Raw genomic sequence first — 25821 nt, forward strand, 5'->3', positions numbered from 1 at the left:
TCAGCACCCCACGGGTGGCTCCCGCTCGGCAGCGTCGGCGAGCTGGGTCAACCGTTCGGTGAGCGCCGCGGGGGCGGTCTCACCCAGCACCACCAGCAGGCGCCGCAGCGCCTCCACCTCCTTGGCGCGCTGGCCGCGTTCCCGCGCCGTCGCCGCCGCCCGCTCCAGGAACGGCCGCGCGGCCGAGGGCAGGTCCAACTCCTGGTACGCCGCGCCGAGGACGATGTCCACCCGCGCGGTGGTCATGTCGTCGCCCAGCCGCTCGGCGATGCCCGCGGCCCTGGTCAGCAACTCGATCGCCCGCTCGGGCTCGCCCGCCCGGACCAGCACGTCCGCCAGGTGGTAGAGCTGCAGGGCGGTGCCGCGCTCGTCGGCCACCCCCGCGTTGATCCGCAGCGACTCCTCGAACTCCACCGCGGCGTGCGGCCAGTCACCGCGATCGCGGAACGCGACCCCGCGCGACTCCCGCACCACAGCGGCCGCTCGTGGCTCACCCGAGCGCTCCGCCGCCGCGAGCGCCGCCTCGAGTTCCGCGTCCGCCTGGTCGAACTGGCGCAGCTCCAGGTACGCGCGCGCCAGCTGGTTGCGCATCCGGGTCTCGGCTACCAGGTCGCCCGACCGCAGCGCCGACCGCACCCCGACGCGGTGGGCCTCGATCCAGTCCGAGTGCAGCTTGTGCCCGTGGTAGAAGGGCCACAGCGCCTCGCAGAGCGCCAGCACGGCCTGGTCGTCGCCGCGGTCCTCGGCGGTGCGGATCGTCTCCAGCAGGTTGCGCCGCTCGGTCTCCCACCAGCGCACCGCCGTCGCCGGGGTGAACGCCGGGCCCGGCCAGGTGGCGCTCGGCGCCGCGCACGAGCGCCAGCGGTCGGCCCCCACCACGGCCACGTCGGCCGCGCGGGCGCCCGCCAGGTACCAGGACGTGATCCGGTCCAGGATGGACTCCTGCTCGGCGGCGGGTTCGTCCTGGTCGGCCACCGCCCTGGCGTGCAGCCGCACCAGGTCGTGGAACCGGAACCGGTGCGGTCGCACCCCTTCCACCAGGTTGGCCTCGAACAGGTGGTCCAGGGCCTCCGCGCTGTCGGACTCGGAGAGCCCGGAGACGGTCGCGGCCGCCGCCACGCTGAACTCCGGGCCCGGGTGCAGCCCGAGCCTGCGGTAGAAGGTCCGCAGCCGGGGGTGGAGGTTGTCGACTGTGGTGTCGAAGACGTGTCGCACGGCGTGCCCTCCCACGGCGAGGCGGCTGAGTCGGTGCTTGTCGTCGGACAGGTACTTGCGCAGCGTGCGCGCGGGCCAGTTCGTGGCCTCCGCCAACCGGGCGCCCGCGATGCGCAGCGCGAGCGGCAGGCCGCCGCAGAGGTCCACCACGGCGTCGACGTCGGGTCGCGGCAGGGACCGGCGCACCTCGTCGGGGACCTGGTCGACCAGCAGCCGGTAGCCCGCCTCGGCGTCGAGCGGCCGCAGCGCCAGCGAGCTCGCCCCCTCCACCAGCAGCCCGCTGAGCCGGTGGCTGCTCGTCACCAGGACCACGCTGCCCGGGGCGCTGGGGACGAACGGCCGCACCTGCGCCGCCTGGTCCGCGTCGTCGAGCACCACCAGCACCGGCGCGTCCGCGGTCCTGGACCGGAACAGCGCGGCACGTCCGGCCAGGTCCGGGGGGATGACCTGCGCGGGCACCCCCAACGCGTGCAGGAACCCGCCCAGCACCTCCACGGTGGCCACCGCGCCGCGACCGCGGTAGTGCGAGAGGTCGCTGAAGAGTTGACCGCCGGTGAACCGCGACCGGTTCGACCACGCCCAGTGCGTGGTCACCGTCGTCTTGCCCACGCCGCTCATCCCGCTCACCACGAGCACCTTCGGGCGGTGCGCCCGCGCCGGAGGACCCGCGAACTCGTCGATCGCCAGCAGTTCGCGCTCCCTGGCGAGCACCTCGCGGAACGGCGCGGGGACCTGGCGCGGCGGTAGCCAGTGCTGGGCGGGGTCTGGCGGGACAGCGGCCGACGCGGTGGGGGGCGTCATGGTGACCACGAGCGCGTCGACCCGGCTGGCCTGGATCGCCGCCCCGAGCACGGGGCCGGGGAGGTGGTTGGTCGAGCGGCCGTGCGCGCGGTGGGGTCGTGGCCCGCGACGGGCCTCGCCCGCGGGTCTGATCGGCTCGATGGACATCCAGTTCCCCCGGATGTGTGGGTTCCGCCGGACAGAGGATCCAGTCTCCCAGGTCACCACCGGGAAAACCAGGCTGCCGGAGCCGCCGTGGCGCGGGGTGCCGGTCACGGTGGACAGCGCCTCGGCGGGGTGGCCAGAAGGGGGACGGTGGACGCGCGGTGTCCGACCTGGTATCTGTTAGATATATCTGACAGAGAGGGTGACGTGGTGCGGAGGAGTCAGACCGAGGTGGCGGTGCTGGGGGCGTTGAGCGTGGCGCCGATGACCGGGTACGCGGTGCGGGAGGCGATCCGGGACGTCCTCGGGCACTTCTGGAGCGAGAGCTTCGGGCAGATCTACCCGACGCTGGCCGCGCTGGAGGAGCGGGAGCTGGTGCGGCGGGCGGACCGGGCGGCGCCGTACGAGCTGACCGCGCGGGGTGAGGTCCGGTTGCGGGAGTTGCTCGCCGAACCCGCGCAGCGCGTGCCGCCCCGCAACGGGCTGATGCTGCGGCTGTTCTTCGGGCGCCAGCTCGGGCCGGACGCCTGTCGTCAGCTGCTGCTCGACGCCAAGGCCGAGGCCGAGGAGCAGCTGGCCCGGCTCGCTGCCGTGCGCGCCGTCGTCGCCGCCGAGGACGGCCCGGACACCCCGTACGCGCTGATCACCCTCTCCGCTGGGGAGCACACCGCCCGGGCCGCGCTGGCCTGGGCCGAGGAATCCCTCGCCGCCCTGCTCGGATCCAGCGAGTCCGAGGCAGCCCTGTCCCGAGCCGACCGGCCCGAAGCCGCACAGAGTGGAGAAGAGTCATGAACCGCAGGAGATCGACCATCGCCGCCGCGGGGCTGTGCGGGGTGGTGGCCGCGTTCCAGCTCGCGTTGGCCGCGGGCGCGCCACTGGGCCGGGCCGCCTGGGGCGGCACCTCGGCCGAGCTCCCCACCGGGCTGCGGGTGGCCAGCGGCGTCGCGGTGGTGCTGTGGGCGTTCGCCGCCCTCGTGCTGCTGCGCCGCGGTGGCCTGGACAGCCCGGTGCCCGAGCGGGTCGGGCGGGTCGGGAGCTGGGTCGTCGTGGCGCTGCTCGCGGCGGGCGCGCTGATGAACGCCGCGTCCAGCAGCCCGTGGGAGCGCTACGGCTGGGCGCCGGTCATCGTGGTCCACCTGGTGCTGTGCGTCCGCGTCGCGACCAAGCCCGTGCCCCAGCCGACGGCATAGGGCCCCCAGTGCGTCTCCCAGGGCCTCAGAGGACGGCGTAGGCCCGGACCGGGAAGGTCCCGAAGTCGACCACCGGCGGCGGGACGGCGTGGAACCGGAACCCGGACGCGGGCAGTTGCTCCAGGCCGCGCAGGTGCTCGACCACCGGGATGCCCGCCGCCAGCAGGCCGGTGTGCACCGGCCGGTGCGGGCCGTCGGTGGAGTCGATGTTGAGGCTGTCGATGCCGACCAGCGCGGCGCCCTGCTCGACCAGCCAGTCCGCGGCCTCGGCGGTCAGGTGCGGGTGGTCGCGGAAGTAGGCGTCGGTGCCCCAGTGCTCGTCGAACCCGGTGTGCACCAGCACGGCCTTGCCCGCGACGTCGAAGGGCAGCAACGCCGCCCTGTCCACCGCGCGCAGGCCATCCCCGGCGACCCGGACCACGACCCCGTCCAGGTCCGCCAGCCGCTCCAGCGGCAGGCCCGCGAGGTCGGTGCCGTCGGGGTAGCGGTGGAACGGGCTGTCGACGTAGGTGCCGGTGTTGGCGACCAGGGTGATCCTGCCGATGTGGAACTCGGTGCCGGGGCCGTAGACCGACCGGGACGCCTCGCGGGTCAGGTGGTCGGTGATCTCCGGGCCGGGGACGCCGGGGTAGGTGACCATGCCAGCGTGGATCGGGTGGCTGAGGTCGACCAGCCGCGCGGTCGGTCGGGCCGTCTCGACGCCGCGGGAGCCCTTGTGCGGCTCGGCGAGCATCCGCCGGTTCGCGATCTCGACCCCGCCGACCATCAGCAGGCCGAGGTGGCGCACCAGCGACTCGCCCACCTCGGCGTCGGTCAGCTCCGGGGTGGGCGAGTCGAGCCGGAATCCGCGCACGCTCAGCGAGCCGCCGTTGCGGAAGGTCACCTCGGCGTCGAACTCGACGCGCCACTGTTCTGCCACGGTCAAGACGCTAGTGCCTCACCCTCCACTTCAGACCGAGAATTGCCTCACTCTCACCCTCGACTTGAGGTTGAGGCTTACCGCTGACCTGCGCGGCGTCCCCACACCGGGGCCTCAGCTGACTGCCCGTACGCTGACCGCGTGGTCGCCCCCGCCCTGTCCCCAGCGCCTGAGGTCACCGGCTCGGCCGCGCGCACGCGCGCCTGGGTCGCGGCCCGCTCGCTCGCCGCCCTCGGCGGGGGCGCGCTGGTCTACCTCAGCGTCCCGCCGCGCACCCTGTGGTGGCTGGCGCCGCTCGGGTTCGCCGTGCTCGGCTGGCTGCTGCACGGCCGCCGGGCCAGGGCCGCCCTCGGCTACGGGTTCCTCTTCGGCATGGGGTTCATGACCCCGCTGCTGGCCTGGACCGGGATCTTCGTGGGCCCCGTCGCCTGGCTGCCGCTCAGCGCCCTGGAGGCGCTGCTGGTCGGCGTGCCGTGCATGGCCGTGCCGCTGGTCACCCGGCTGCGCGGTGGGGTCGTGCTCGCCGCGCTGGTCTGGGTCGCGGGGGAGTACCTGCGGTCGCTGTTCCCGTTCGGCGGCTTCCCCTGGGGGCGGGTCGCGTTCAGCCAGCCCGAGGGGCCGTTCCTGCACCTCGCCGCGCTCGGCGGGACCCCGCTGATCGGCTTCGCCGTCGCGCTGACCGGCTTCGGTCTCGGCGACCTCGCCCGCAGGGTCGCCGCCAGGCAGACCGCGCCCCGGCTGCTGGCCGTGCCCGCGCTGGCCGTGCTCGTGCCGCTCCTCGCCGCTGTCGCCACCGGCCCGCTGGTCGGCACCGACGCCGACGCGGGCGAGGTGACCGTCGCCGCCGTCCAGGGCAACGTGCCGCGCGCCGGGCTCGACTTCAACGCCCAGCGCCGCGCCGTGCTCGACAACCACGTCCGGCGGACCGAGCAGCTCGCCGCCGACGTCCGCTCCGGCGCCGTGGCCCGGCCCGACCTGGTGATCTGGCCGGAGAACGCCTCCGACATCGACCCGCTGCGCAACCGCGACGCCTACCAGCTCATCGACATGGCCGCCAAGGACATCGGCGTCCCGATCGCGCTGGGCGCCGTGGTGGTCGGCGACGACCGGCTGCCGCGCAACACGGTGATCCTCTGGGACCCCGTGCGCGGACCGATCGACACCTACACCAAGCGCCGGCTGCAGCCCTTCGGCGAGACGATGCCGATGCGCTCGTTCTTCAAGCTGTTCAGCAGCGCCGTGGAGCGCGCAGGCAACTTCGTGCCCGGCGACGAGGCAACCGTGTTCGCCATGGGCGAGGCCAGGCTGGCCCTGGTCACCTGCTACGAGGTCGCCTTCGACGGGGTCGTGCGCGACTCGGTGCTCAACGGGTCCAACCTGCTCGCGGTCCCGACGAACAACGCCACGTTCGGCCGCAGCGAGATGACCTACCAGCAGCTGGCGATGGACCGGGTCCGCGCCGTGGAGCACGGCCGCGCGGTGGTCGTCGCGGCCACCAGCGGGGTGTCGGCGATCGTGGCGCCGGACGGCTCGGTGCGCGCCAGCACCGACCTGTTCACCCCTGCCGCGCTGGTCGAGCGCGTGCCGCTGCGGACGGCCACTACCATTGCGGACCGGTTGGGTGCCTGGCCCGAACGGGTCATGGTCACCCTCGCGCTCGCCGCGCTGGTCGTGGCCGTGGCGCGGGCCAGGCGCGACAAGGTGAAGTGACGGGGAGAGGAAACGCATGGATCAGCAGCAGGGCCAAGGGCAGCTGCAACCGGTGCTGGTGGTGATCCCGACGTACAACGAGCGGGAGAACCTGGAGCCGATCGTGCGCAGGCTGCACGCGGTGCTGCCCGACGCCAACGTGCTGGTGGTCGACGACGGCAGCCCGGACGGCACCGGTGACCTCGCTGACGAGCTCTCCGCCGCGGACGAGCGCGTCCACGTGCTGCACCGCACCGAGAAGGCGGGCCTGGGCGCCGCTTACATCGCTGGCTTCGGCTGGGCGCTTGAGCGCGACTACGCCGTGGTCGTGGAGATGGACGCCGACGGCTCGCACGCCCCGGAGGACCTGCCCAGGCTGCTGGGCGCGCTGCCCGACGCCGACCTGGTGCTGGGCTCCCGCTACGTCCCGGGTGGCAGCGTCGTCAACTGGCCGTGGCACCGGGAGTTCCTCTCGCGCGGCGGCAACCTCTACGCCCGCCTCGCCTTGGGCGCCAAGCCCAAGGACATCACCGGCGGCTACCGCGCGTTCCGCCGCGAGGTCCTGGAGAAGCTCAAGCTCAACACGGTCGCCTCCCAGGGCTACTGCTTCCAGATCGACCTGGCCTGGCGCACCATCGAGGCGGGCTTCACCGTGGTCGAGGTCCCCATCACCTTCGCCGAGCGCGAGCGCGGCGAGTCGAAGATGAGCGGCAACATCGTCCGCGAGGCCTACCTCCGGGTCACCAAGTGGGGTCTGCGCCGCCGCGGCTCCCAGCTCAAGTCCCTCTTCACCCCGAAGCGCTAGCCGCACCCCGGTCCCCACCCGCGCTCGCGCCAGTTGTCACCGCCCTCGCGCCTGTCGTCCCACAGGCGCTGGAGAGGCATATCCACCGCCGGGTAGGACGGCGTCGCGCCGCCGCCCAGCGGGCACGGGTAAGCGACGGCCGCCCGGTGGGGGGTTCCGGGCGGCCGTCTGTGGGGGAGGTCGTCTCAGGCGCTGCGGCTGCGGCGGCCGCGCAGTTCGGTGAGCCGCTCGGTGAGCAGGTCCTCGAGCTCGGCGATCGTGCGCCGCTCCAGGAGCATGTCCCAGTGCGTGCGCGGCGGCTTGATCTTCTTGGGCTCGGGGTCCGAGCCGTCGATCATCTTGGACTCGGCGCCGTGCAGGCGGCACTCCCAGACCGAGGGCACCTCGGCGTCGTCGCTGAACGGCACCTCGAAGTCGTGACCCTTCGGGCACGCGTACCGGACCGTACGGCGGGGGGCCAGGTCGTGGTTGCGGTCAGTCTCGTAGCTGACCGCACCTAGCCTGCTACCACGGAGAACACGGTCGGCCATAGCGGTGTCCTTTCACTGGGCCCGCCGGGACGGGCCAGGGTGTTGCTTACCCAGAGCAACGGTTGGGTCGGGAAAATGATTCCCGTTCCGCCCGCCGCCATCGCTCAGGGTGACATGCTTCACCCGTCAACAACAGCATCCTCCTAAGAGATGCCACGTCTCCGGGATTGTGACGCGCGATCGCGGGAACGACGTCGACATCTCACCCACTCGGGGGATGCTATCCACACCGGGGCGGATCAGGCGAACGCGAGTGGCCCTTGCACACCGGAGGTGGTGCCGGGGTCCCCGGGGCGGAAGTGGCACCCGCTCGGCACCCGATAACGGACCGTAGCCCCTACGGTTCCGGAGCCACTGACGATGTCGTCACCCTCCGTCGTCATCTCGCGTGTCTGCGTGTCCGCCGCGGGCCTCCCGGGAACAACTTGCCCCGGACGTCGGCGGCATTCCCCAAGCGGTACGCGTCGTCGACCTGCCCCGAGATCGGGAGCCGGGCGTCTCGCGCGCGAGCCCAGGACGCACCCTCCACTCGAAATGTGACGCTTCGTGTTGAGGTGATCATGTTCTGAACACTATCAGTCCAGGTCGGCGGGGCCGATGTGCCCTGACTTCGCCGTTGGGGTTGACTATCTGTGACCTGACTTGCCGCTGTGGAGTTACTTGTTGGCTGAGGAGATACTCCTCGGTCAGTGGCGGCCTGTCCTGGGTCGCGGACCGGTGCGCGAGGAGATCTGGTGGCGAAGTTGTACTTCTACTACTCGGCGATGAACGCGGGGAAGACCACCACGCTGCTGCAGAGTGCGTACAACTACCACGAGCGGTCCATGACCACGCTCATCCTCACGCCCCGGATCAACGACCGGGACGGGGAGGGCGTGGTGGCCTCCAGGATCGGGCTGGCCGCCCAGGGGCACGTCTTCGATCCCGCCGACGACCTGTTCGCGGTGGTGGCGGCGGGGGCACGGCCGCACTGCGTGCTGGTGGACGAGGCCCAGTTCCTCACCAAGGCCCAGGTGTGGCAGCTGACCGACGTCGTCGACCGGCTCGGGATCCCGGTCCTGGCCTACGGCCTGCGCACCGACTTCCGCGGCGAGCTGTTCGAGGGCAGCCAGTACCTGCTGGCCTGGGCCGACTCCCTGGTGGAGATCAAGACCATCTGCCACACCGGCCGCAAGGCGACGATGGTGGTCCGCACCGACGCCGACGGCACCCCGGTCACCGGCGGCCCCCAGATCGAAATCGGCGGCGACGAGCGCTACATCTCCGTCTCACGCAGCGAGTACAAGCGCATCACCGGCGGCACCGAACGCGTCCACATCGCCCCTTCAACCACCGACGACCACCTCGGACATCAACCCGACCGAACCCCCAACGCGTAGCCGCTCGACCCGTCGACGACGAGCGAGCGTCGGGGCGGAGGAGCTCCTTAGAGCAGGGCGGGTTCTGGGTTGCCCGCTGCCCGGATGGCCCTGCGGACCGGTACGAAGGACATCAGGATCAGTCCGACGGCGAAGAAGATGACCAAGGAGATGATCGCGTACCGGTAGGAGCCGGTGGTGCTGGCCATCACCGCGAACAGCAGGGGGCCCAGCCACGAGGTGGCCCGCTCGCCCATCTCGTAGACCGAGAAGTACTGGGCTTCCTTGCCCGCGGGGACCAGTTGGCTGAACAGCGACCGCGACAGTGCGTTGGTGCCGCCGAGCACCAGGCCGATGCCCGCGGCCAGCAGGTAGAACTGCAGCGCCTGCCCGGCCTGGACGAAGTACGCGGCGCCGATCACCAGCACCCACACCGACAGGCTCGCCATGATGGTCTTCTTGGCGCCGATGCGCCTGGCCAGCAGGCCGTGCAGCACGCCGCCGATGAAGGCGACGAACTGGACGATGAGGATCGTGGTGATCAGCACGTCCGCCTCGAACTTCAGCTCCTCGCTGCCGTACTGGGCCGAGACGTTGGCCACCGTCGCGATGCCGTCGGTGTAGATCAGGTACGTGCCGAGGAAGGCCAGGGTCAGCGGGTAGGCCCGCGCCTCGCGCAGCGTGGTGAACAGCTCGCGGAAGCCCGCGGTCAGCACCGATCCGGAGCGTTCGGTGCCGGTGCCCTGCGGGCGCTCGTGGTGCCCGCGCAGCCGCCGCAGCGGGATCAGGGTGAACAGCGCCCACCAGATGCCGGAGAGCACGAACGCGATCTGCGCGGCGTTGCCCGAGGTGATGCCGATGCTGTCGCGCATCAGGTAGATCACCAGCTGGATCGCCAGTGCGCAGCCGCCGCCCAGGTAGCCGAACGCCCACCCGCGCGAGGAGAGCCCGTCGCGCTCGTCGGCCGTGCTGATCTGCGGCAGGAACGAGTAGTAGATCACCACCGAGGTGCCGTAGCCGATGTTGCCGAGGATGAACAGCACCACCCCCAGCTCCCAGTTCGTGCCGCTGACCAGCGCCATCGCGATCGTGGCCAGCGCGCCGCCGAACGCGAACGCGGCCATCATCGGCTTCTTGTTCGACGACCGGTCCGCGATCGCGCCCATCAGCGGCACGATCAGCACCTGGATCACGGTCGCGATCGAGAGCAGGTAGCCCCAGAGCGAGCCCGCGGGGAAGTCCAGCCCGAACAGGCTGATGTCGCAGTCACGCAGCTTGTCGGTGTTACCCGCGCCGTCCGCCGGACATGGGTTGGGGCCGTTGAGTCCCTTGTCGGCCATCGCCGCCGATGCCGCTACCTCGGTCAGGTAGAGAGAGCCGAACACGGTCGTGACCGAGGTGGGGAACACGGAGTTCGCCCAGTCGTACCAGCACCACCCCCGCTGTTCCCGCTTCCGGGCCTCGGCTGTCTGGCTGTCTTCCACCATGCTCAAGGCCGCCTCCGTGCGGGGAACCACCGTGGGGGAGTAACGCTGATCACGCGAGCGGCAGCGTACTTGTCGGACTTGGCCGGTGGATCGGTTGAGTCCAAACTCCTCACTTGGTGGGCGCCGACCCGCCCTTGGCCGCCACCACGCCGGTCGCGATACCGGTCAAAGTGGACAGCGTGAACCCGCCGCGGTCGGCGACGGCGTCGCGCACCCGGCTCTCCACGACCGAGGCCAGCAGGTCCCATGTGACCCCGGCGTCGACCGGGCGCTCGGCGCGCAGCAGGGCGAGCGCCTGCGCGGTGTCGAGGACCGTCGTCCCGCGCACCGGGGTGACCGTGACGTCGGTCAGGTGCCGCCGGAGCCAGGCCTGCGCGTGGTCGAGGGAGAACCGCTCGTCGGTGTCGAGCAGCGGCGGCGGGTCGACGACCCCGCAGTCGCGTGCGGCGGTGGCCCACAACCCGCGTAGTTCCCGGCGGTGCGCCAGCGCGTTCGCGGCGATCACCACCCGGCCGCCCGCGCCGACGACCCGGGCGAACCCGGCGATCGCGGCGTCCACGTCGTCGACCTCGCGCAGCGCGTGCACGGCGACCAGCGCCTCGGCCGCCCCGTCGCGCAGCGGCAACGCGTCGGTCGCGGCCCGCACGTCCGCCCCGACGACCACGACCCGACCGCGGGCGCGCACCACCGACAGGATGTCCCGGTCGTCGCCCACCAGCACGGTGACGCCGGTCCCCGGGGCGCCGAGCGCGACCGTGATCGCGGTGACGAGGTCCACCTGGTCACCCGGCGGCGTGGTGGTCGTGGCGGTGTTCGTCGCGGGTGGGGTGCTCACCCGCCAAGGATGCCCGGTCGGGGTGGGTTTCGGGAGCACCGCGGGCCGATTGGGACGCGTGCCGGGGTGACCTACGCCGCGCTCAGGCGTGCTGCCAGAGCCCGCGCTCGACCAGCACGTCCTTGAGCACCTGCGGTTTGTCGGTCATCAGGCCGTCGACGCCGAGGTCGAGCAGCTCGCGCATCTGCCCGGGCTCGTCGATCGTCCACACGTGCACCTCGGCGGCGCGGCGCTTCGCGGCGGCCACAAGAGCGGCGTCGACCACGCGCAGCGGGCCGTGCCGCACCGGGACCTGGGCGACCAGCGGGCGCGGGCCTGGCCGCAGCAGCGCCGCGGGCAGCCGCCGCGCCGCCCAGAAGCCGACCATCGCCCGCATCCCCATCGACGTCAGCACCCCCGGCCCGGCCTGCCTGCGGATGCGGGCCAGCCGCGCCTCGGAGAACGACGCCAGGCACACCCGGTCGGCCGCGCCCATCCGGCGCAGCACCGCCAGCACCGGCGCGATGGCCGACTCGGCCTTGACGTCGATGTTGATCCGGGCGTCCGGCAGTTCCTCCAGCAGGTCCTCCAGGCGGTGCACCGGCTCGACGCCGTTGATCCGCGCCCGGCTGACCGCCTGCCAGGTCTGGCTCGCGACGGTCCCCACGGCGTCGGTGGTGCGCTCCAGGGTGCTGTCGTGGTGCACGACCACGACGCCGTCGCTGGTCGCGTGGACGTCGGTCTCCAGGTAGGTGAAGCCCTCGGCCGCCGCGCGCCGGAACGCCGTCAGGGAGTTCTCCATGCCCGCGAGGTCGCCGTAGTGCCACCCGCGGTGGACGAACGCGCGCGGGTAGGGGCCTTCCAGGAAGCCGTGGCGTGCCGCGGAGGTGGGACTCACCCCTCGAGTGTGCCCCAGCGGCGTGGCGCGGTGGTGCACTCCGGGTGTCCGGATAGCGTCCACGGCCATGTCATCACCCGGCGCGCCTCAGGCAGCGGCACCCGTCGACCCGTTCACCCCCGGCAGGCGCCGCCCCGGACGGGCTAATCCGTGTGGGTGGTGCGGCGCCCAGCTCCCGGAGGAGACCGGCGCCGGGCGTCGGCGCCGCTACTGCGCCCAGTCGTGCAGGCAGCGGGCCTACGAGCGGCGCACGGCGGTCCAGCGCGGCGGGTTGCCCGAGGACGCGGTCGTGTTGTCCACCGCCGAGCTCGCCGACCTGCAGGATCGCCTGTTCCAGCTGCGCTGCGCGGCCGAGGACGTGCTCACCGCCGCCGAGGACGGCGCCACCCCCGCTGAGCTGGGAGAACTCGCCGAGCGGGTGCGCGCGGGCGCCAAAGGGCTCGAGCGCCTGCGCTGAACATCACCGGTCCACTACGCTTCGTGCTCGTGTCCCCACGAGAACGGGTGAGGGGTTGGGGTGATGAGCGACACCGAGTGTGACAGCGTTCAGCAGCCGGTGACCGAGCCGGACGTGGCCACGACGCGTGCCGAGCCGGTTTCCGCCCCTGGTCCCGTCGTGGTCCCCGGTACGGGTCCGGTCAGCGGTCCGGTCGAGGTCGACCCCGCTCCGGCCGCCGATGTTCCCGGGCTCGTCATCGCCGAGAGTACCGGCAGCGTCGCGGACAGTGCCCACCGCGTCCCCTTTGTCGCGAATCCGCGCTCGGACGAGCCCAGCGGCGCTGACGGGCCCGCGGTCGACCTGAGCGCCGATGTCGCCGCGGTGCTCGCGACCACGGACACCGCGTTCGCGCTGACCGACCACCGCGGCCACATCAGCTGGCTGAACCCCTCGATGTCCGCCCTCCTCGGGCTGACCGCCGAGCAGAGCATCGGCCGGGCGTTGACCGCGCTGCTGGCCGGTGCCCCCGACGGTCCGCGCGGCACCGACGTCGTCGTGTCCATCCCGCTGCCCGACGGCGGCGGGCACCGTTGGCTCGAGATCCGCTGCACCCAGGCGCGGCACGGCAGGTTGCTCTACCGCGTGTCCGACGTGTCCCGCTGGCGCGCCCGCGAACTCGACGCCGCGGGCCTGGCGGGTCACCAGGACGAACTCCTGCGCATGGTCGACGAAGACCCTCTTACGGGGCTGCCCAACCGGCGCGCGCTGACCAGGGAGCTAGAGCGTCAGCTCGCGTTAGGGGCGCGCGGAGCGTTCCTCTTGCTCGACCTCGACCACTTCAAGGACATCAACGACCTGCACGGTCACCCCACCGGCGACCGGGTCATGTGCACCCTGGCCTCCCTCTTACGCGACCGCCTCGGCGGCGTGCGGGGTCAGGTGCTCGGCAGGCTCTCCGGCGACGAGTTCGCCGCGGTCCTGGCTGACACCGACGAGCGCGAGGCCGTGGCGGTCGCCGACCGGTTGCGCAACGCCATCGCCGCCATCCCGATGAGCGGGGTCGCGGGCGCCAGCCGGATCACCGTCAGCGTGGGGATCGCCACCTTCGACTCCGGGGTGGGCTGGCAGGAGGTGCTGGCCAACGCCGACATGGCGCTGTACGCGTCGAAGGCGGCGGGCCGCAACCGGGTCACCGTGTACGAGCAGGGCCACTACAAGGACACCGCGCTGCGGGTCACCGTCATCGAGCGGGTCCGCGCCGCGCTCAAGCACGGCGGGTTCGTGCTCAACGCGATGCCGATGGTGAAGCTGGGCAGCGGTCGGGTGATCGGCCACGAACTGCTGCTGCGGCTGGAGGACGGCCGCGAGCCACGGCTGGGCCCCGGCGAGTTCCTGCTCGCCGCCGAGCGCAGCGACCTGGTGTTCGAGATCGACCGGTGGGTCGCCGACAAGGCCATCGAGGCGCTGGTCGAGCACCCGTACCCCGGCCTGCGGTTCAACGTCAACGTCTCCGGCCGGACCCTGGAGGACGAGGGCTTCGGCGGGTTCGTGCTCGACCGGCTGACCGCGGCGGGCGTGGCCCCCGGCAGGCTCGGCTTCGAGATCACCGAGACCGCCGCGGTGACCAACCTCGACGCCGCGCGCAGCCTGGCCCAGCAGCTGCGGGCCAGCGGCTGCCGGATCACCCTGGACGACTTCGGCTCCGGCTTCGGCTCGTTCGTGCACCTCAAGCAGCTGCCGATCACCGGGCTCAAGATCGACGGCGAGTTCATCCACGGCATCGACTACGGCAGCCGCGACACCGTCCTGGTGCAGGGCATCGTCGACATCGCCCGCGGCCTCGGGCTCTCCGTCGTGGCCGAGTGGGTCGAGCGCGCCACCCAGGTGGAGGCGCTGTCGCGGCTCGGGGTCCGGGTCGCGCAGGGCTTCCACCTGGGTGAGCCCGAGCCGCTGGAGGCGCTGCTGGCCCGCCCGCACGGCGCCTGGATGCGGCGGCCGACGCTGATGACCGACGCCACCCTCGCCACGCAGGCCCGCGAACGCCCGTAACCTCGGTGCGGGACCGTAGGCGAGGGGGAGTGTTGGCAACACCGGGGATCGTCGAGCTGCGCCAGTACACGCTGCACCCGGGCAGGCGCGACGAGTTGGTCGAGCTGTTCGAGCGCGAGTTCGTCGACTCGCAGGCGGCGGTGGGGATGCCCGTCCTGGGCACCTTCCGCCAACCGTCCGCGCCGGACCGGTTCGTGTGGCTGCGCGCGTTCCCCGACCTCGCGGGCCGGGGGCCGTCGCTGACCGAGTTCTACACAGGACCGGTGTGGGCCGCGCACAGCGCCGCCGCCAACGCCACCATGGTCGACTTCCGAGACGTGCTCCTGCTGCGACCGGTCCAAGGGGACTTCCCCGCGCCGCGCGAGCAGGCCGGACCGGTGCGGATCAGCGTCCACCACTTCGACGGTCCCGCCGATGACCTCGCCGGGGACAGTCCGGACCGGCTGGTGCTGGCGACGCATCCCGGTCCGAACGAGTTCCCCGCGTTGCCGGTGCGGGAGGGTGAGCACGTGCTGGTGACCGTCTCGCTGGACACCGCGATCCCGCCTGTGCCAGCGTCTTGGGCGCGGCGGGCGGTCCGCGGGCCGGAGCACCTTCTGCTCGAGCCGACGGCGACCTCGCTGCTGCGCTGAGCTGTTCGGTTGGGGAAGATCGTTCGGTCGGGGATGTCGAGACCCTGGCGGCGGCTCCGTCATGGGGGCGAGCGCGGCCGAGGGCGCCGCGCCGGAGCACACCGGAGTGCACTGTGAAGTACCTGCTCATCATGCAGATCAACGACGCGATCCTGGACGCGCTGACCGAGGCCGAGCGCGAGGTCGTGATGGCCGGGCACCAGGCGTTCATCAAGTCCATCCAGGAGTCCGGCGAGCTGGTCAGCACGCACGCGCTGGGGAACCCGACCACCAGCGTCACCGTGTCCAGCCGCGACGGGGAGACCGTGGTGACCGACGGGCCGTTCGCCGAGGCCAAGGAGTACATGGGCGGGTACTACCTGGTCGACTGCGAGAGCAAGGAGCGCGCGGTGGAGTTGGCTCAGCTGATCCCGGACGTGCGCTTCGCCGGTCTCGCCGTCGAGGTCCGGCCGGTGATGTTCTCCGCCGGGTCGGACATGTGACGCCTGCCCCGACCACCGAGGACCTGCTGCGTGCGTGCGCGCCGCGGGTCCTCGGGGTGCTCGTGCGCCACCACGGCCACTTCGACGCGTGCGAGGACGCCGTGCAGGAGGCGCTGCTGGCCGCCGCGTCCACCTGGCCGCGCGACGGCGTGCCGGACAACCCGACCGGCTGGCTGGTCACCACGGCGGGCCGCAGGCTCACCGACCACTGGCGGTCTGAGAACGCCCGGCGCAGGCGCGAGGACGTCGTCGCCGCGCAGGCCGAACTGGTGGCCCCGCAGGTCAACGAGACCGATGACACGCTGGAGCTGCTGTTCCTGTGCTGCCACCCGAACCTGAGCGCGCCGTCCCAGGTCGCGTTGACGCTGCGCGCGGTCGGCGGCCTCAGCACCGCCCAGATCGCGGCTGCGTTCCTGGTCCCCGAGCCGACCATGGCGCAACGGATCAGCCGCGCGAAGTCCCGCCTGCGCGGTGCGGCGTTCCCCCGCGGGGCGGACCGGAGTCGGGTCGCGGCGGTGCTGCACGTGCTGTACCTGATCTTCACCGAGGGCCACACCGCGACCTCCGGTCCCGCCCTGCACCGACCGGACCTGACCACCGAGGCCATCCGCCTCACCCGCCTCGCGCACCGCCTGCTGCCCGACGACGGCGAGGTCACCGGCCTGCTTGCGCTGATGCTGCTCACCGAGTCGCGGCGCGCCGCCCGCACCACCCCCGACGGCGCGATGGTCCCGCTGGCCGACCAGGACCGCACCCTGTGGGACCGCGCCGCGATCGCCGAAGGCGTCGCCCTGGTCACCGACACGCTGTCCCGCGCGCCCCTGGGCCCGTACCAACTCCAGTCCGCCATCGCCGCCATCCACGCCGAGGCGACGTCGACGGAAACCACGGACTGGCCCCAGATCCTGATCCTCTACGACATCCTCACCCGCATCGCCCCCAACCCGATGATCACCCTCAACCGCGCCGTGGCGGTGGCGGAGGTATCCGGCCCCCAGGCGGGTCTGGCCCTCCTGGACTCCCTGAAGTCCGACAAACGCATCGCAGGCCACCACCGCCTAGCCGCCGTCCGCGCCCACCTCCTGGAACTCACCGACAACCCCACCGCCGCCCGCGACTCCTACCGAGAAGCCGCCCGCGGCACCCTGAGCCTCCCCGAACGCCGCTACCTGGAATCCCGCGCTGATCGGCTGGGGCGGTAGGGTCCGTGGTCCGAGTCGAGGTCGAGTCGAGGAGGTGGGACCCCATGCGCAGTGTCCTGGTGTCGCACCCCGTGTCCCGGTGAGGCGCCGTCCTTCCGTGGGAGAGGCTCGACTGTGATCGACGATGTTGTGGCTCGGCTGCGTGCTGCCGGGTGTGTGTTCGCTGAGGATGAGGCGCGGTTGTTGGCTGAGGCCGCTGCGGATGGGGCCGCGTTGGACGAGTTGGTGGCGGCGCGGGTTGCTGGGGATCCGTTGGAGCACTTGCTCGGGTGGGCGGAGTTCGCCGGTGCTCGGGTCGTGGTCGCGCCTGGTGTGTTCGTGCCTCGGCGGCGTACCGAGTTCCTCGCTGAGCAGGCAGCGGCGCTGGCCAGCCCTGGGGCCGTCGTTGTTGACCTGTGCTGTGGGTGCGGTGCGATCGGCGCCGCTGTGTCGGCCGCTGTCCCCGGTGTTGAGCTCCACGCCGCCGACATCGACCCGGTTGCCCTCGCCTGTGCCCGCCGCAACCTCCCACACGCCGAGGTCCACGAGGGCGACATGTACGCGGCCCTGCCCCCACGGCTGCGCGGCTCGGTGGACGTCATCGTCGCCAACGTCCCCTACGTGCCCACCCGCGAGATCTCCCGGATGCCCGCCGAGGCCCGCCTCCACGAACCCCACACCGCCCTGGACGGCGGCACCGACGGTCTCGCGCACCAGCGGACCCTCGCCCACGGCGCCACCCCTTGGCTCCGCCCCGGCGGCCACCTCCTGGTCGAGACCAGCGACGAACAGGCCCCCACAACAGTCGAGGTCTTCACCGCCGCAGGCCTCACCACCCAGGTCCTGACCTGCTCCGACCGCGACGCCACCATCGTCGTCGGAGCTAAGCCTTCCTGACCTCTAGCCCCTGCCAGCGCGCGAGGTCCGCGATCTCCCGGTCGACGGCGGCGGTAAGAGCCTTGGTGAACGGGATGTCCTGGTGGATCGCGTTGACCACCAGGACACCGGCCTTGCGGTCAGCCGCGGCGTCGACCTTCCCGACGAGCTGGTCGCCGTGCAGGATCGGGAGCGCGTAGTAGCCCCACCGGCGTTTGGCGGCTGGTTTGTAGATCTCCAGCTGGTAGTCGAAGTCGAACAGCTCCGCAGCTCGGGCGCGGTCGTGGACCAGGCGGTCGAACGGGGACAGCAAGACCGTGCGCCCCTTGAACGGCTGGTCCAGCAGGGCCGGGTCGACCCGCCACTCGCCACGGACGTCCGCGATCACGGCGGGTTCCCCGGCCTCGCCGACCACCGCCGGTTCCACCGGACACTCCGGACCGCGCGAACGGGCGATCCCCAGGGCACGCAGCCTGCGCCGGTCGCGCTCGCGTTCGGCTTCCTCGCTGGGCACGACCGGGTCATCGCGGTAGACGCGTTCGGCCAGGTCCCACAGCCGGTCCCGGCCCTTGCGCCCCGCCACCGCCACCTCGCCGCGCTGGACCAGGAACTCCAGCATCTGCGTGACGTTCTTGTTGTTCGTCCACCCGGTCGACCCCCACGGCCGCACACAGGTGTCCGGGAACTCCCGCGACGGCAGCGGCCCCTCCGCGCGCAACCTGCCCAGGATCTCCCGGCGGCAGCGGTCGTTTGACTCCACCCAGCCCTTGCGGAACTCCTGCCACTCCGACAGCCCCTCGCCGCGCACCCGCCGCTCCATATCGGCCCGGTACAGCGCCATGTCCTCCGCGGGCCGCACGAACGCCCGCAGCTCCACCAGATCACCCGCGTCCAACGCCGCCCGCAGCTCTGAGAGGGAATACGCGGACCCCAGCCTGCTCCAGGCGACCAGGTCCGCACTGGGCGCCACGGCGTTGGTCGGGTCCAGCTGGAGCAGCGTCACCCCACGCACGACGCCAAGCAGATCGGTCGCCCGGACCCCACTCAACACCTGCCCCAACACCGCCACCCGCCGCGCATCACGCCTGCTGAGCCGGTGCACCGTCGACATGGCCAAGGAGCCTAAGCCACCACACCGACCCCGTCGCCCCAGCGCCGGTCGTCGGGTCATCCGCCGGGGTCGTTGGGCCGAACGAGTGGATCACCATCTAGGTCGCGGCCTCGATGTCCTGGTTGAGGCCATCGCGGGTGTCAAGGTCATCTCGATAGGGCTGCGTGGTCTGGCAGGCCGAATGAACCTCGAGGTAGTGGCCACGGCGACCTCGGCTATCGCGCTCGACCACGTGGCCGACGCCGCTCGCCGTCTGGCCACCGAGACGAACCGCGGCCTGCTGTGCGGCTGTCCATTGGGGGCGAACTCGGGCCGGCTCACCGGGAGGGAAAGGCCGTGGGCACGCCGCCTGCCCTCCTGCGCGCGACGCCGGGAGGAGACCGCGGCGGGTGGTGCGCGCGGTGTCGTGCGTGGCTCTGCTCCTCGCGATCACCGTGCTTGCCCTGCTCGTGAACTTCATCTTCTAGCCGCCCCTGGTAACCCGAGTCCGCCGAGAGTGCTGGTCATCGGGTCATCCCCGGGGGGCGTTGGGCCGAACGAGTGGATCATCGGCTCGGGGGATCACGGTCGGGTCACGCTGGTGGTGCGGGGTTGTTCTGTCGTCGATACAGGGCTGAACGGACGCTTCGAGGGGGTGCGGTGCGCGGGCGAGACGGGCTGCTGGAGATCGCGAGCACGCTGATCGTGCAGGGTGGGCGTGGCGCGGTCGGGAAGCCGCCGACGTTGGTGCTCGCGGGGGTGGGGGGTTCGGGGCGGACGGCGGTGCTGGCCGAGGTGGCTCGCAAGCTCGGTGACCAGCCGCACGTGCTCGTCGACCGGGCGGAGCTGGTCCGGGTCGGGCAGCGGCCGACCGTGGTCGACCTGCTCGCCACCGTGGTGCTCAAGCTCGTGCGCCAGGACTCCCGGCGCTGGCGGTTCCCCCGCTTCACCCTCGGCAAGGTCATCTCCGAGCTGCCCCTGCCCGGCGACGGCGCCGAGGACCAGGTCAAACGCGGGCTCGCCGGTGATGCCGCCGGGTTCGCCAAGCAGATCCGCGACTCGATGGGGCGGCTGCCCGACGACGTCACCGCCGCCGTCGACGCGCTCGTGCAGGGCCTGAGTGGTCGGGGGACCCGCAAGGCCGCGAGCGAGTGGTACGGCCACCGCGACAGCGGCCACGCGGGGGACTGGGCGGGCGAGCTCGTCGCGCTCAACCAGCTGCGGCGCTACGGCGGCAAGATGGGGGTGGCCGAGTTCCACCGCGTCCTCGTCGCCGCCTTCCTCGCCGACACCCGCGACGCCGCGTCGGCCAAGACCGTGGACCCGGTGGTGCTGCTCGACAACGCCGACAACGACGTGGCCGTCGAGTTCCTGCTCGCGCTGCGCGACGCCCGGTTCGCGGCTGGTCCCCGGCGCGCGGCGGACCGCTGCGTGGTCGTGGCGGCGGGTGGACCGGCGCTGCCCGCCCGGCTCGACGCGGTCGAGACCCCCGAGGCGGAGGCGGCGGAGCTGGTGCGCACGGGCGGTGCCGGGCCGTGGCTGGCGGTTCCGCTGCGCGACCTCACCGAACTCGAGGTGCTCGCCCTCGCGGGTGACCTCGGCGTGCCGGTCGTGCACCGCCACCGGGTCGTACGGCTGGTCTACGACGTCACGCGGGGCCACCCCGGCGGCACCCACCTGCTCACGCTCGCCGCCAACCACCTCGACCCGGCCACCGCGTGCCCGGAGTCGATGCTGACCGCCGTGCTCCCGCCCTCGGTCAAGTCCGTCGCCGACCGCGTCGTCGACCAGTTCCTCGACGGCGTCCCACGGTCGATCGGCGCGGACCTGGTGACCCTCTCGGCGGCCAGGGACCTCACCGAGGCGGGCACGATCCTGGGCACCCCGGCGATCAAGACCCCGTTCGTCGAGCAGGAGCCGCTCGGGTCGGTCGCCTTCTGGGCCAAGCGGGACACCGGCAAGGTCATGCACCCCCTGCTGCGGATGTTGCTGCTGCGCCAGTTGGCCGCGCGGACCGCCGAGCCGACGTGGGAGACGGTCTTCGGCCTGCTCGCCGACGACGAGACCGACAACGCCAACCTGTACCCGCTGTTCGCCCTCGGGGACGTCGGCCTGGTCGCCAGCCAGTTGCAGGCCCTGCTGACCCGCCGCCGCGGCCGGGACTGGCTGCGGCTGGTCGCCGCGCTGGCCCAGTGCCCCGCGCCGCCGTCGGTCCGCGTGGAGAAGTCCTACCCGGACGAGGTCACCGCCGTCATCGCCACCGTGCTGACCGCGTGGCGGGCCAGCGCGGACCCGTGCCTGGTCGCGGGCCGGGCGGACGCGCACGGCGAGGTCACCACCGGCATCCCCGCCCTGGCCGCCGCGGCGGGCACCGACCACGGCGAGTTCGTCTCCGTCGCCGCCCACCACCGCGACCAGGCCGAGCTCTGGCGCGAGGTCACCTGCGCCGACCCGGCCGAGGAGGACCGATGACCTACCTGCTGCTCGCGCTGGCGGCACTGCTGGTCTGGGCGTGGGTGCTGCGCCTGGCCCTGGCCCGGCGCCGGATCGAGCGCTCCACCGCCGAGATCCGCCCCGACGTGTCCCTCTCGACGCGGGCCAGGGTCCTGCTGGTGGTCGGCCTCGTCGCGCTGCCGCTGGTGGCCATCACCGCCGCGGCCCCGGTGGTCCTCTGCTTCGGCGGTGGCATCGACCTGGGTGTGACTGTCCGAGGTGGACTGTCCAACCCGGAATGCGTCGGGCTCACCGACGGTTCCCACAGCTTCTCCGGCGGCCTGGTGGAGGTCTCCGACGCCGCGCGGTCGCGCTACGACGAGGTCATGGACCAGATCGACGACCAGAACGGCCAGGTCACCGACCCCCGGGTCCGGATCGCCTTCATGACCTCGCTGACCTCGCCGCTGGCCGGGCCGCGCGTCGTGCACGAACTCGCTGGCCTGGCCGAGGCGCAGCGCGCGATCAACGCGGAGAACGACAACCCGCAGATCGAGCTGGTGCTGGCCAACACCGGGTCGGCCGCCAAGCACTGGGCGCCCGTGGTCGCGGACCTGGTCGCGATGGCCGACGACGACCCGCCGCTGGTCGCGGTGGTCGGCGTGGGGTTGAGCCAGGACGAGACCAAGAACGCCGCCTGGGAGCTGTCGCGGGCCGGGATCCCGATGGTGTCCGACGTGGTCACCGCGGCCCGGCTCGACCCCGACCGCGACATCCCGAACTTCCACCGGGTCGCGTGGGCCAACCGGGTCCAGTTCGAGTCGACCGTCGAGGTGCTGCGCGCCAAGGGGATCGACCTCGGACGGGCGTTCGTGGTGCGCAACGACGACGCGAGCGATACCTACTCCAAGACCTCCGCCGAGGTCGTGCGGGCACAGCTGGGACTGGCCGACGACTGGACCTTCGGCGTCGGCGACACCGACCCGGCGAGCCTGGACCGGGCGCTGGGCAGCCAGTTCCGGCGCATCGCCGACGCCATGTGCGCCCGGCTGGGCGCCGACCCGGGCAAACCCGTGGTCGTGTTCTACGCGGGCCGGGCGCGGCACCTGTCGAGCCTGGTGGAGAAGGTGGCCACCCGGCCGTGCGCGGAGGGGCGGGTCATCGTGGTCAGCGCCTCCGACGCCGCGGTGTTCCGGATGGGCGACACCGACCAGGTCGCGGCCAAGGCCTGGGGCAACGAGAAGGTGATGTCCGCGATCCGCGGCGGCGAGGTGTCGCTGTACTTCACCTCGTTGGCCGAACCGGGGGCGCTGGCCGAACGCCCGCAGTTCCAGCGGTTGCGCTCCGCGTTCGCGGGCCGGGAGTCCGAATTGGACACCGGGTGGGCCGTCATGTCCTGGGACGCCCTGCACGTCGCCGCCGCGTGGGCGCGCGACGCCCGCGACGAGAGCGAGACCGAGCCGGAGGCCTACCTGCGGCAGATGCGGGTCTCGGCCGCGAAGCGCTTCACCGCCGAGAACCCGTACCGCGGCGCCAGCGGGGACTTCTACTTCGACGAGTCGACCGGCGACCGGGTGAGCACCGACGGCAGCCGACCGGTCGTGCTCGGCTTCAAGGGCGACGGGTCGGTCTGCCGCCCCGGCCCCGACTGCTGAGCCGCTACAGCTTCTGCCAGGAGGGCTTGGCGGCGTAGGTCGCGCGGAAGTAGTCGGCGTGCTTGAGCCTGCTGGCGGCGGCCTCGTCGACGATGACGGTCGCGTGCGGGTGCAGCTGCAGCGCCGAGGCCGGGGTGACGGCGGCCAGCGGGCCCTCCACGGTCAGCGCGATCGCCTCGGCCTTGGCCTCGCCGCTGGCGACCAGCACCAGGTGGCGGGCGTCGCTGATGGTGGCGATGCCCTGGGTGAGCACGTGCAGCGGGACCTCGTCGAGGCTGCCGAAGAAGCGGGCGTTGTCCAGGCGGGTGCGGTGGGTGAGGGTCTTGACCCTGGTCCGCGAGCTGAACGACGAGCACGGCTCGTTGAACCCGATGTGGCCGTCGGAGCCGATGCCAAGCAGCTGCAGGTCGACGCCACCGGCCTCGCGCAGCTCCCGCTCGTAGGCGGCGCAGGCGGCGGGCAGGTCGTCGGCGGCGCCGTCCGGGCCGAGGAACGAGTCCTGGGTGAGGCCGAGCGGCGTCAGGACCTCGCGCTCGATGACGGCGCGGTAGCTCTCGGGGTGGCCGGGCGGCAGGCCGACGTACTCGTCGAGCTGGCAGATCCGCAGCTCGCTGACGTCGAGCTCCCCGGCGGCGACCCGGCGGGCGAGGGCGGTGTAGACCGGCAGCGGGCTCGACCCGGTCGCGACCCCGAGCAGCGCGCGCGGCGTGCCCGCGACCAGGTCCGCGATCGCCCCGGCGGCGACCTCGCCCACCGCCGCGCGGTCGGCAACGATCACGATCTCCATGTGCTTCCTGTCCTCGAGCCACCCGCGACCGATTTGGTATAGACCAATAGTAGCAAGCGCGCACCGCCCGTGTCCGGCGGACCACGCCACACCGCCGAGCCCTTGAGCGGGAGCCGATCACCGGGTATCGGGCCGCCCCGGCACTCGGGTCCGAGGTGTCCTGGCGGGCAGGCGATCACACTCCGTGACTCGATGGTGCCAGGCCTGCCCGGCGGCGGCCAGTGCGCGCGGTGCACAGCGGTGTTCGCGCACGGTCATTGACCACCCGGACCGTCGAATTTATGGTGCCTTCTCGACCAGGCCCGGAAGGGGTGACCGCCGTGCCGACCACGCTGTCCGACTGGCTGGACCTGTCCGTGCCGGAGCGCGCTCGGTGCGTGACCGAGGCGGCGCGGGCAGCGGGGGAGTCGGCGCTGGGGGAGTGGATCAGCGTCGCCACGCCTGCCGCGCACGGCGACGGCGTGCTGGCGGGGATCCCGTTCTCGGTCAAGGACAACATCGACGTCCAGGGGTGCGTCACCACGGCTGGGAGCGCTCTGCTGCGGTCGACGCCCGCTGACGTCGACGCCACTGTGGTCAGTGCGCTGCGGCACGCAGGCGCGGTGGTGCTCGGCAAGACGAACCTGCACGAGCTCGCGTTCGGCATCACGAGCAACAACAAGGCTTTCGGGCCGGTGCGCAACCCGTTCGACCCCGGCAAGTCGGCTGGTGGGTCCAGTGGGGGCAGTGCGGTGAGCGTCGCCTCGGGTGTAGTGCCGTTCGCGTTGGGGACCGACACCGGCGGATCTGTCACGATCCCGGCCGCGTACTGCGGCGTGGTGGGGTTCCGGCCTACTGTGGGGCGTTATCCGGGTGATGGGGTCGTCAACCTCTCCACGACCCGTGACACCGTTGGCATCCACGCGCGCACCGTGCGGGATGTTCGGGCGCTGGACGAGATCCTCACCGGGGAGCGAGGCGCGTCGGTGGCCGGCCTGCGCATCGGCATACCCCGCAACCGGTTCCGCGACCTCAGCCCGGACATCGCGGCCGTCGTGGCGGACTTCCTGTCCACTGTGGAGCACGAGCTGGTCGATCTCGACTTCACCGAGCTGGACCAGTTGGCGAACACCGGCAACGTGCTGGTCTTCCGTGAGGCGCCGGGGCTGCTGGCGCGGCACACCGACCATCCCCGGTCCGACTGGCCTGATCACATCGCGTCACCGGACGTGCGGTCGATCATCGCGGCGATGGCCGAGCCGGTGTCGATCGAGGCGTACGAGGCCGCGCGGGCGGACCGGTGGCTGTTGCGTCAGCGCTACCAGGAGGTGTTCGCGCAGGTGGACGTCGTCCTGTCGCCGACGACACCGGTCCCGCCGCCGCTGCTCGGCGCCGACGACGTCATCAGCCTCAACGGGCGACTCCTGCCGACCTTCCCCACTGTCACGCGCAACGTCACCCCCGGCACCGTCGCGGGCTTGCCGATGATCTCCATCCCCGGCGGCACCACCCGCGCCGGGCTCCCGGTCGGCCTGTGCCTGGAGGCCCGCCCGTGCGCCGACGCCCGGTTGCTGGCGACCGCCGAGCTGCTCGGCGGCTGACCCTCCACAGTGGTCACCAGAGTTGATCTGGGAACGCCGTGGCAGCGCAATGGTCTAGACCAACTCGCCGCACCGGGCTTACCCTGGACCGACCTGACCCGGCTGACCAGGGGGAACGCGATGAAGACGGTGCTCGACCGAGTCGAGGGGGACTGGGCCCGGCGGTGGGCGGTGCCGGGTCTGCGGATCTCGCTGGCGCTGGTGTACCTGTGGTTCGGGCTGCTCAAGGTGATCGGCCAGTCGCCGGTCGCGGACCTGGTGCGGGCGACGATGCCCTGGGTCCACGGGCCGTGGCTGTTACCCGCGCTGGGGTCGGTGGAGATCGTCCTCGGCCTCGCCCTGCTCTTCGGCGCGCCCCGCAGGCTGGCCCCGGTCGCCGTCGCCGCGCACCTGGCGGGCACGTTCCTGGTGTTCGTCCAGGCCCCCGCCATGGCCATCCACGACGGCAACCCCTTGCTGCTGACCACCACCGGTGAGTTCGTGCTCAAGAACCTGGTGCTGGTGTGCGCGGCCGTCGCGATCCTGGGGCTGAGCAACAGCGTCACTCCGACGTCGAACGGGGAGATCGTCGTCGGTCGTCCCGTGTCCACTATGGAGCCGAGGTAGCCTTTTGTCGTCGACCACACCGACATCGATGACGACGAGGGCGGCGTGGACGACCTGTTCGCCCGCGCCCAGGAGATCCACCTCTACGAACGAATGGCCGCCATCTCGGTCTACTGAGCCACGTTCGAAGCAGGACGAACAGGCGCGCTGCCCGGGGCGTT

23 protein-coding genes are annotated in these 25821 nt (G+C 72.3%); 15 read left to right on the forward strand and 8 right to left on the reverse strand.

Annotation, left to right across the window (positions count from 1 at the left end):
- On the reverse strand, positions 1-2163 hold the full coding sequence (locus LV79_RS32505; RefSeq protein ID WP_253842153.1) for a tetratricopeptide repeat protein: 2163 nt from the start codon (positions 2161-2163) through the stop codon (positions 1-3).
- Between the two features lie 207 nt (positions 2164-2370).
- Here LV79_RS32505 and LV79_RS32510 point away from each other — a divergent pair, with 207 nt between their 5' ends.
- Both LV79_RS32510 and LV79_RS32515 read left to right on the forward strand, forming a co-directional pair.
- A complete protein-coding gene (locus tag LV79_RS32510; RefSeq protein WP_253842154.1) occupies positions 2371-2952 on the forward strand; it encodes a PadR family transcriptional regulator in 582 nt (193 codons plus the stop codon).
- Positions 2949-3350, forward strand: coding sequence for a hypothetical protein (locus LV79_RS32515; RefSeq protein WP_253842155.1), 402 nt, complete (start codon positions 2949-2951; stop codon positions 3348-3350). Before LV79_RS32510 ends, LV79_RS32515 begins: the two co-directional genes overlap by 4 nt.
- 25 nt (positions 3351-3375) lie before the next feature.
- Here LV79_RS32515 and LV79_RS32520 read toward each other — a convergent pair whose 3' ends face one another.
- Entirely contained in the window at positions 3376-4269 is an 894-nt protein-coding gene (locus LV79_RS32520; protein ID WP_253842156.1) for a cyclase family protein, read from the reverse strand.
- Between the two features lie 141 nt (positions 4270-4410).
- Here LV79_RS32520 and lnt point away from each other — a divergent pair, with 141 nt between their 5' ends.
- Together lnt and LV79_RS32530 are read left to right on the forward strand one after the other, a co-directional pair.
- Positions 4411-5979 (forward strand): apolipoprotein N-acyltransferase, encoded by a 1569-nt coding sequence (lnt, locus tag LV79_RS32525; protein ID WP_253842157.1) that lies wholly within the window; start codon positions 4411-4413, stop codon positions 5977-5979.
- Between the two features lie 16 nt (positions 5980-5995).
- The gene (locus LV79_RS32530; protein ID WP_253842158.1) at positions 5996-6763 is read left to right on the forward strand and encodes a polyprenol monophosphomannose synthase; all 768 of its coding nucleotides are present in this window, start codon (positions 5996-5998) and stop codon (positions 6761-6763) included.
- Positions 6764-6948: 185 nt separating this feature from the next.
- Here the strand turns inward: LV79_RS32530 and LV79_RS32535 are convergent, their stop codons facing one another.
- Positions 6949-7293 (reverse strand): RNA polymerase-binding protein RbpA, encoded by a 345-nt coding sequence (locus tag LV79_RS32535; protein ID WP_253842159.1) that lies wholly within the window; start codon positions 7291-7293, stop codon positions 6949-6951.
- Between the two features lie 734 nt (positions 7294-8027).
- Between LV79_RS32535 and LV79_RS32540 the strand changes: the two genes are divergently transcribed.
- Entirely contained in the window at positions 8028-8672 is a 645-nt protein-coding gene (locus LV79_RS32540) for a thymidine kinase (RefSeq protein WP_253842160.1), read from the forward strand.
- 47 nt (positions 8673-8719) lie between these two features.
- On the opposite strand, the gene LV79_RS32545 is transcribed toward LV79_RS32540, so the two are convergent.
- From LV79_RS32545 to LV79_RS32555, 3 genes are all read right to left on the reverse strand, one after another.
- Positions 8720-10138: an MFS transporter gene (locus tag LV79_RS32545; RefSeq protein ID WP_253842288.1), complete on the reverse strand. Its 1419-nt coding sequence runs from the start codon at positions 10136-10138 to the stop codon at positions 8720-8722.
- Between the two features lie 109 nt (positions 10139-10247).
- Positions 10248-10973, reverse strand: a complete 726-nt coding sequence (locus LV79_RS32550; protein WP_253842161.1) for a methyltransferase domain-containing protein — start codon at positions 10971-10973, stop codon at positions 10248-10250.
- A gap of 82 nt (positions 10974-11055) precedes the next feature.
- Positions 11056-11850, reverse strand: coding sequence for a glycerophosphodiester phosphodiesterase family protein (locus LV79_RS32555; protein WP_253842162.1), 795 nt, complete (start codon positions 11848-11850; stop codon positions 11056-11058).
- 67 nt (positions 11851-11917) lie between these two features.
- Here LV79_RS32555 and LV79_RS32560 point away from each other — a divergent pair, with 67 nt between their 5' ends.
- The 6 genes from LV79_RS32560 to LV79_RS32585 all read left to right on the forward strand — a co-directional run bounded on the left by LV79_RS32560 (position 11918) and on the right by LV79_RS32585 (position 17530).
- Complete coding sequence (locus tag LV79_RS32560; RefSeq protein ID WP_253842163.1) at positions 11918-12307, forward strand: hypothetical protein; 390 nt, start codon at positions 11918-11920, stop codon at positions 12305-12307.
- Between the two features lie 63 nt (positions 12308-12370).
- Positions 12371-14338: a putative bifunctional diguanylate cyclase/phosphodiesterase gene (locus LV79_RS32565; protein WP_253842164.1), complete on the forward strand. Its 1968-nt coding sequence runs from the start codon at positions 12371-12373 to the stop codon at positions 14336-14338.
- A gap of 32 nt (positions 14339-14370) precedes the next feature.
- A complete protein-coding gene (locus tag LV79_RS32570) occupies positions 14371-14970 on the forward strand; it encodes an NIPSNAP family protein (protein WP_253842165.1) in 600 nt (199 codons plus the stop codon).
- A 113-nt stretch (positions 14971-15083) separates the two neighbouring features.
- A complete protein-coding gene (locus tag LV79_RS32575; protein ID WP_253842166.1) occupies positions 15084-15452 on the forward strand; it encodes a YciI family protein in 369 nt (122 codons plus the stop codon).
- Positions 15449-16654, forward strand: coding sequence for an RNA polymerase sigma factor (locus tag LV79_RS32580; RefSeq protein ID WP_253842167.1), 1206 nt, complete (start codon positions 15449-15451; stop codon positions 16652-16654). The genes LV79_RS32575 and LV79_RS32580 overlap by 4 nt, the downstream gene beginning before the upstream one ends.
- A 117-nt stretch (positions 16655-16771) precedes the next feature.
- Positions 16772-17530, forward strand: a complete 759-nt coding sequence (locus tag LV79_RS32585; RefSeq protein ID WP_253842289.1) for a putative protein N(5)-glutamine methyltransferase — start codon at positions 16772-16774, stop codon at positions 17528-17530.
- Here the strand turns inward: LV79_RS32585 and LV79_RS32590 are convergent.
- Positions 17517-18620 (reverse strand): DNA glycosylase AlkZ-like family protein, encoded by a 1104-nt coding sequence (locus LV79_RS32590; RefSeq protein ID WP_253842168.1) that lies wholly within the window; start codon positions 18618-18620, stop codon positions 17517-17519. The genes LV79_RS32585 and LV79_RS32590 overlap by 14 nt on opposite strands.
- Positions 18621-19259: 639 nt before the next feature.
- Here LV79_RS32590 and LV79_RS32595 point away from each other — a divergent pair.
- Together LV79_RS32595 and LV79_RS32600 are read left to right on the forward strand one after the other, a co-directional pair.
- Positions 19260-21071, forward strand: a complete 1812-nt coding sequence (locus tag LV79_RS32595; protein WP_253842169.1) for a hypothetical protein — start codon at positions 19260-19262, stop codon at positions 21069-21071.
- Positions 21068-22687 carry an ABC transporter substrate-binding protein gene (locus tag LV79_RS32600; protein WP_253842170.1) on the forward strand — a complete coding sequence of 540 codons (1620 nt, stop codon included), beginning with the start codon at positions 21068-21070 and terminating at the stop codon, positions 22685-22687. Before LV79_RS32595 ends, LV79_RS32600 begins: the two co-directional genes overlap by 4 nt.
- Positions 22688-22691: 4 nt before the next feature.
- On the opposite strand, the gene LV79_RS32605 is transcribed toward LV79_RS32600, so the two are convergent.
- Positions 22692-23474, reverse strand: coding sequence for a glucosamine-6-phosphate deaminase (locus LV79_RS32605; RefSeq protein ID WP_253842171.1), 783 nt, complete (start codon positions 23472-23474; stop codon positions 22692-22694).
- A gap of 320 nt (positions 23475-23794) precedes the next feature.
- On the opposite strand from LV79_RS32605, the gene LV79_RS32610 reads away from it, so the two are divergent.
- Together LV79_RS32610 and LV79_RS32615 are read left to right on the forward strand one after the other, a co-directional pair.
- Positions 23795-25054 carry an amidase family protein gene (locus tag LV79_RS32610; RefSeq protein WP_253842172.1) on the forward strand — a complete coding sequence of 420 codons (1260 nt, stop codon included), beginning with the start codon at positions 23795-23797 and terminating at the stop codon, positions 25052-25054.
- A 9-nt stretch (positions 25055-25063) separates the two neighbouring features.
- A complete protein-coding gene (locus tag LV79_RS32615; protein ID WP_253842173.1) occupies positions 25064-25660 on the forward strand; it encodes a DoxX family protein in 597 nt (198 codons plus the stop codon).
- Positions 25661-25821 lie beyond the last annotated feature (161 nt).

It is taken from the genome of Actinokineospora globicatena, assembly GCF_024171945.1.
In the GTDB taxonomy this organism is placed as follows: Bacteria; Actinomycetota; Actinomycetes; order Mycobacteriales; family Pseudonocardiaceae; genus Actinokineospora; species Actinokineospora globicatena.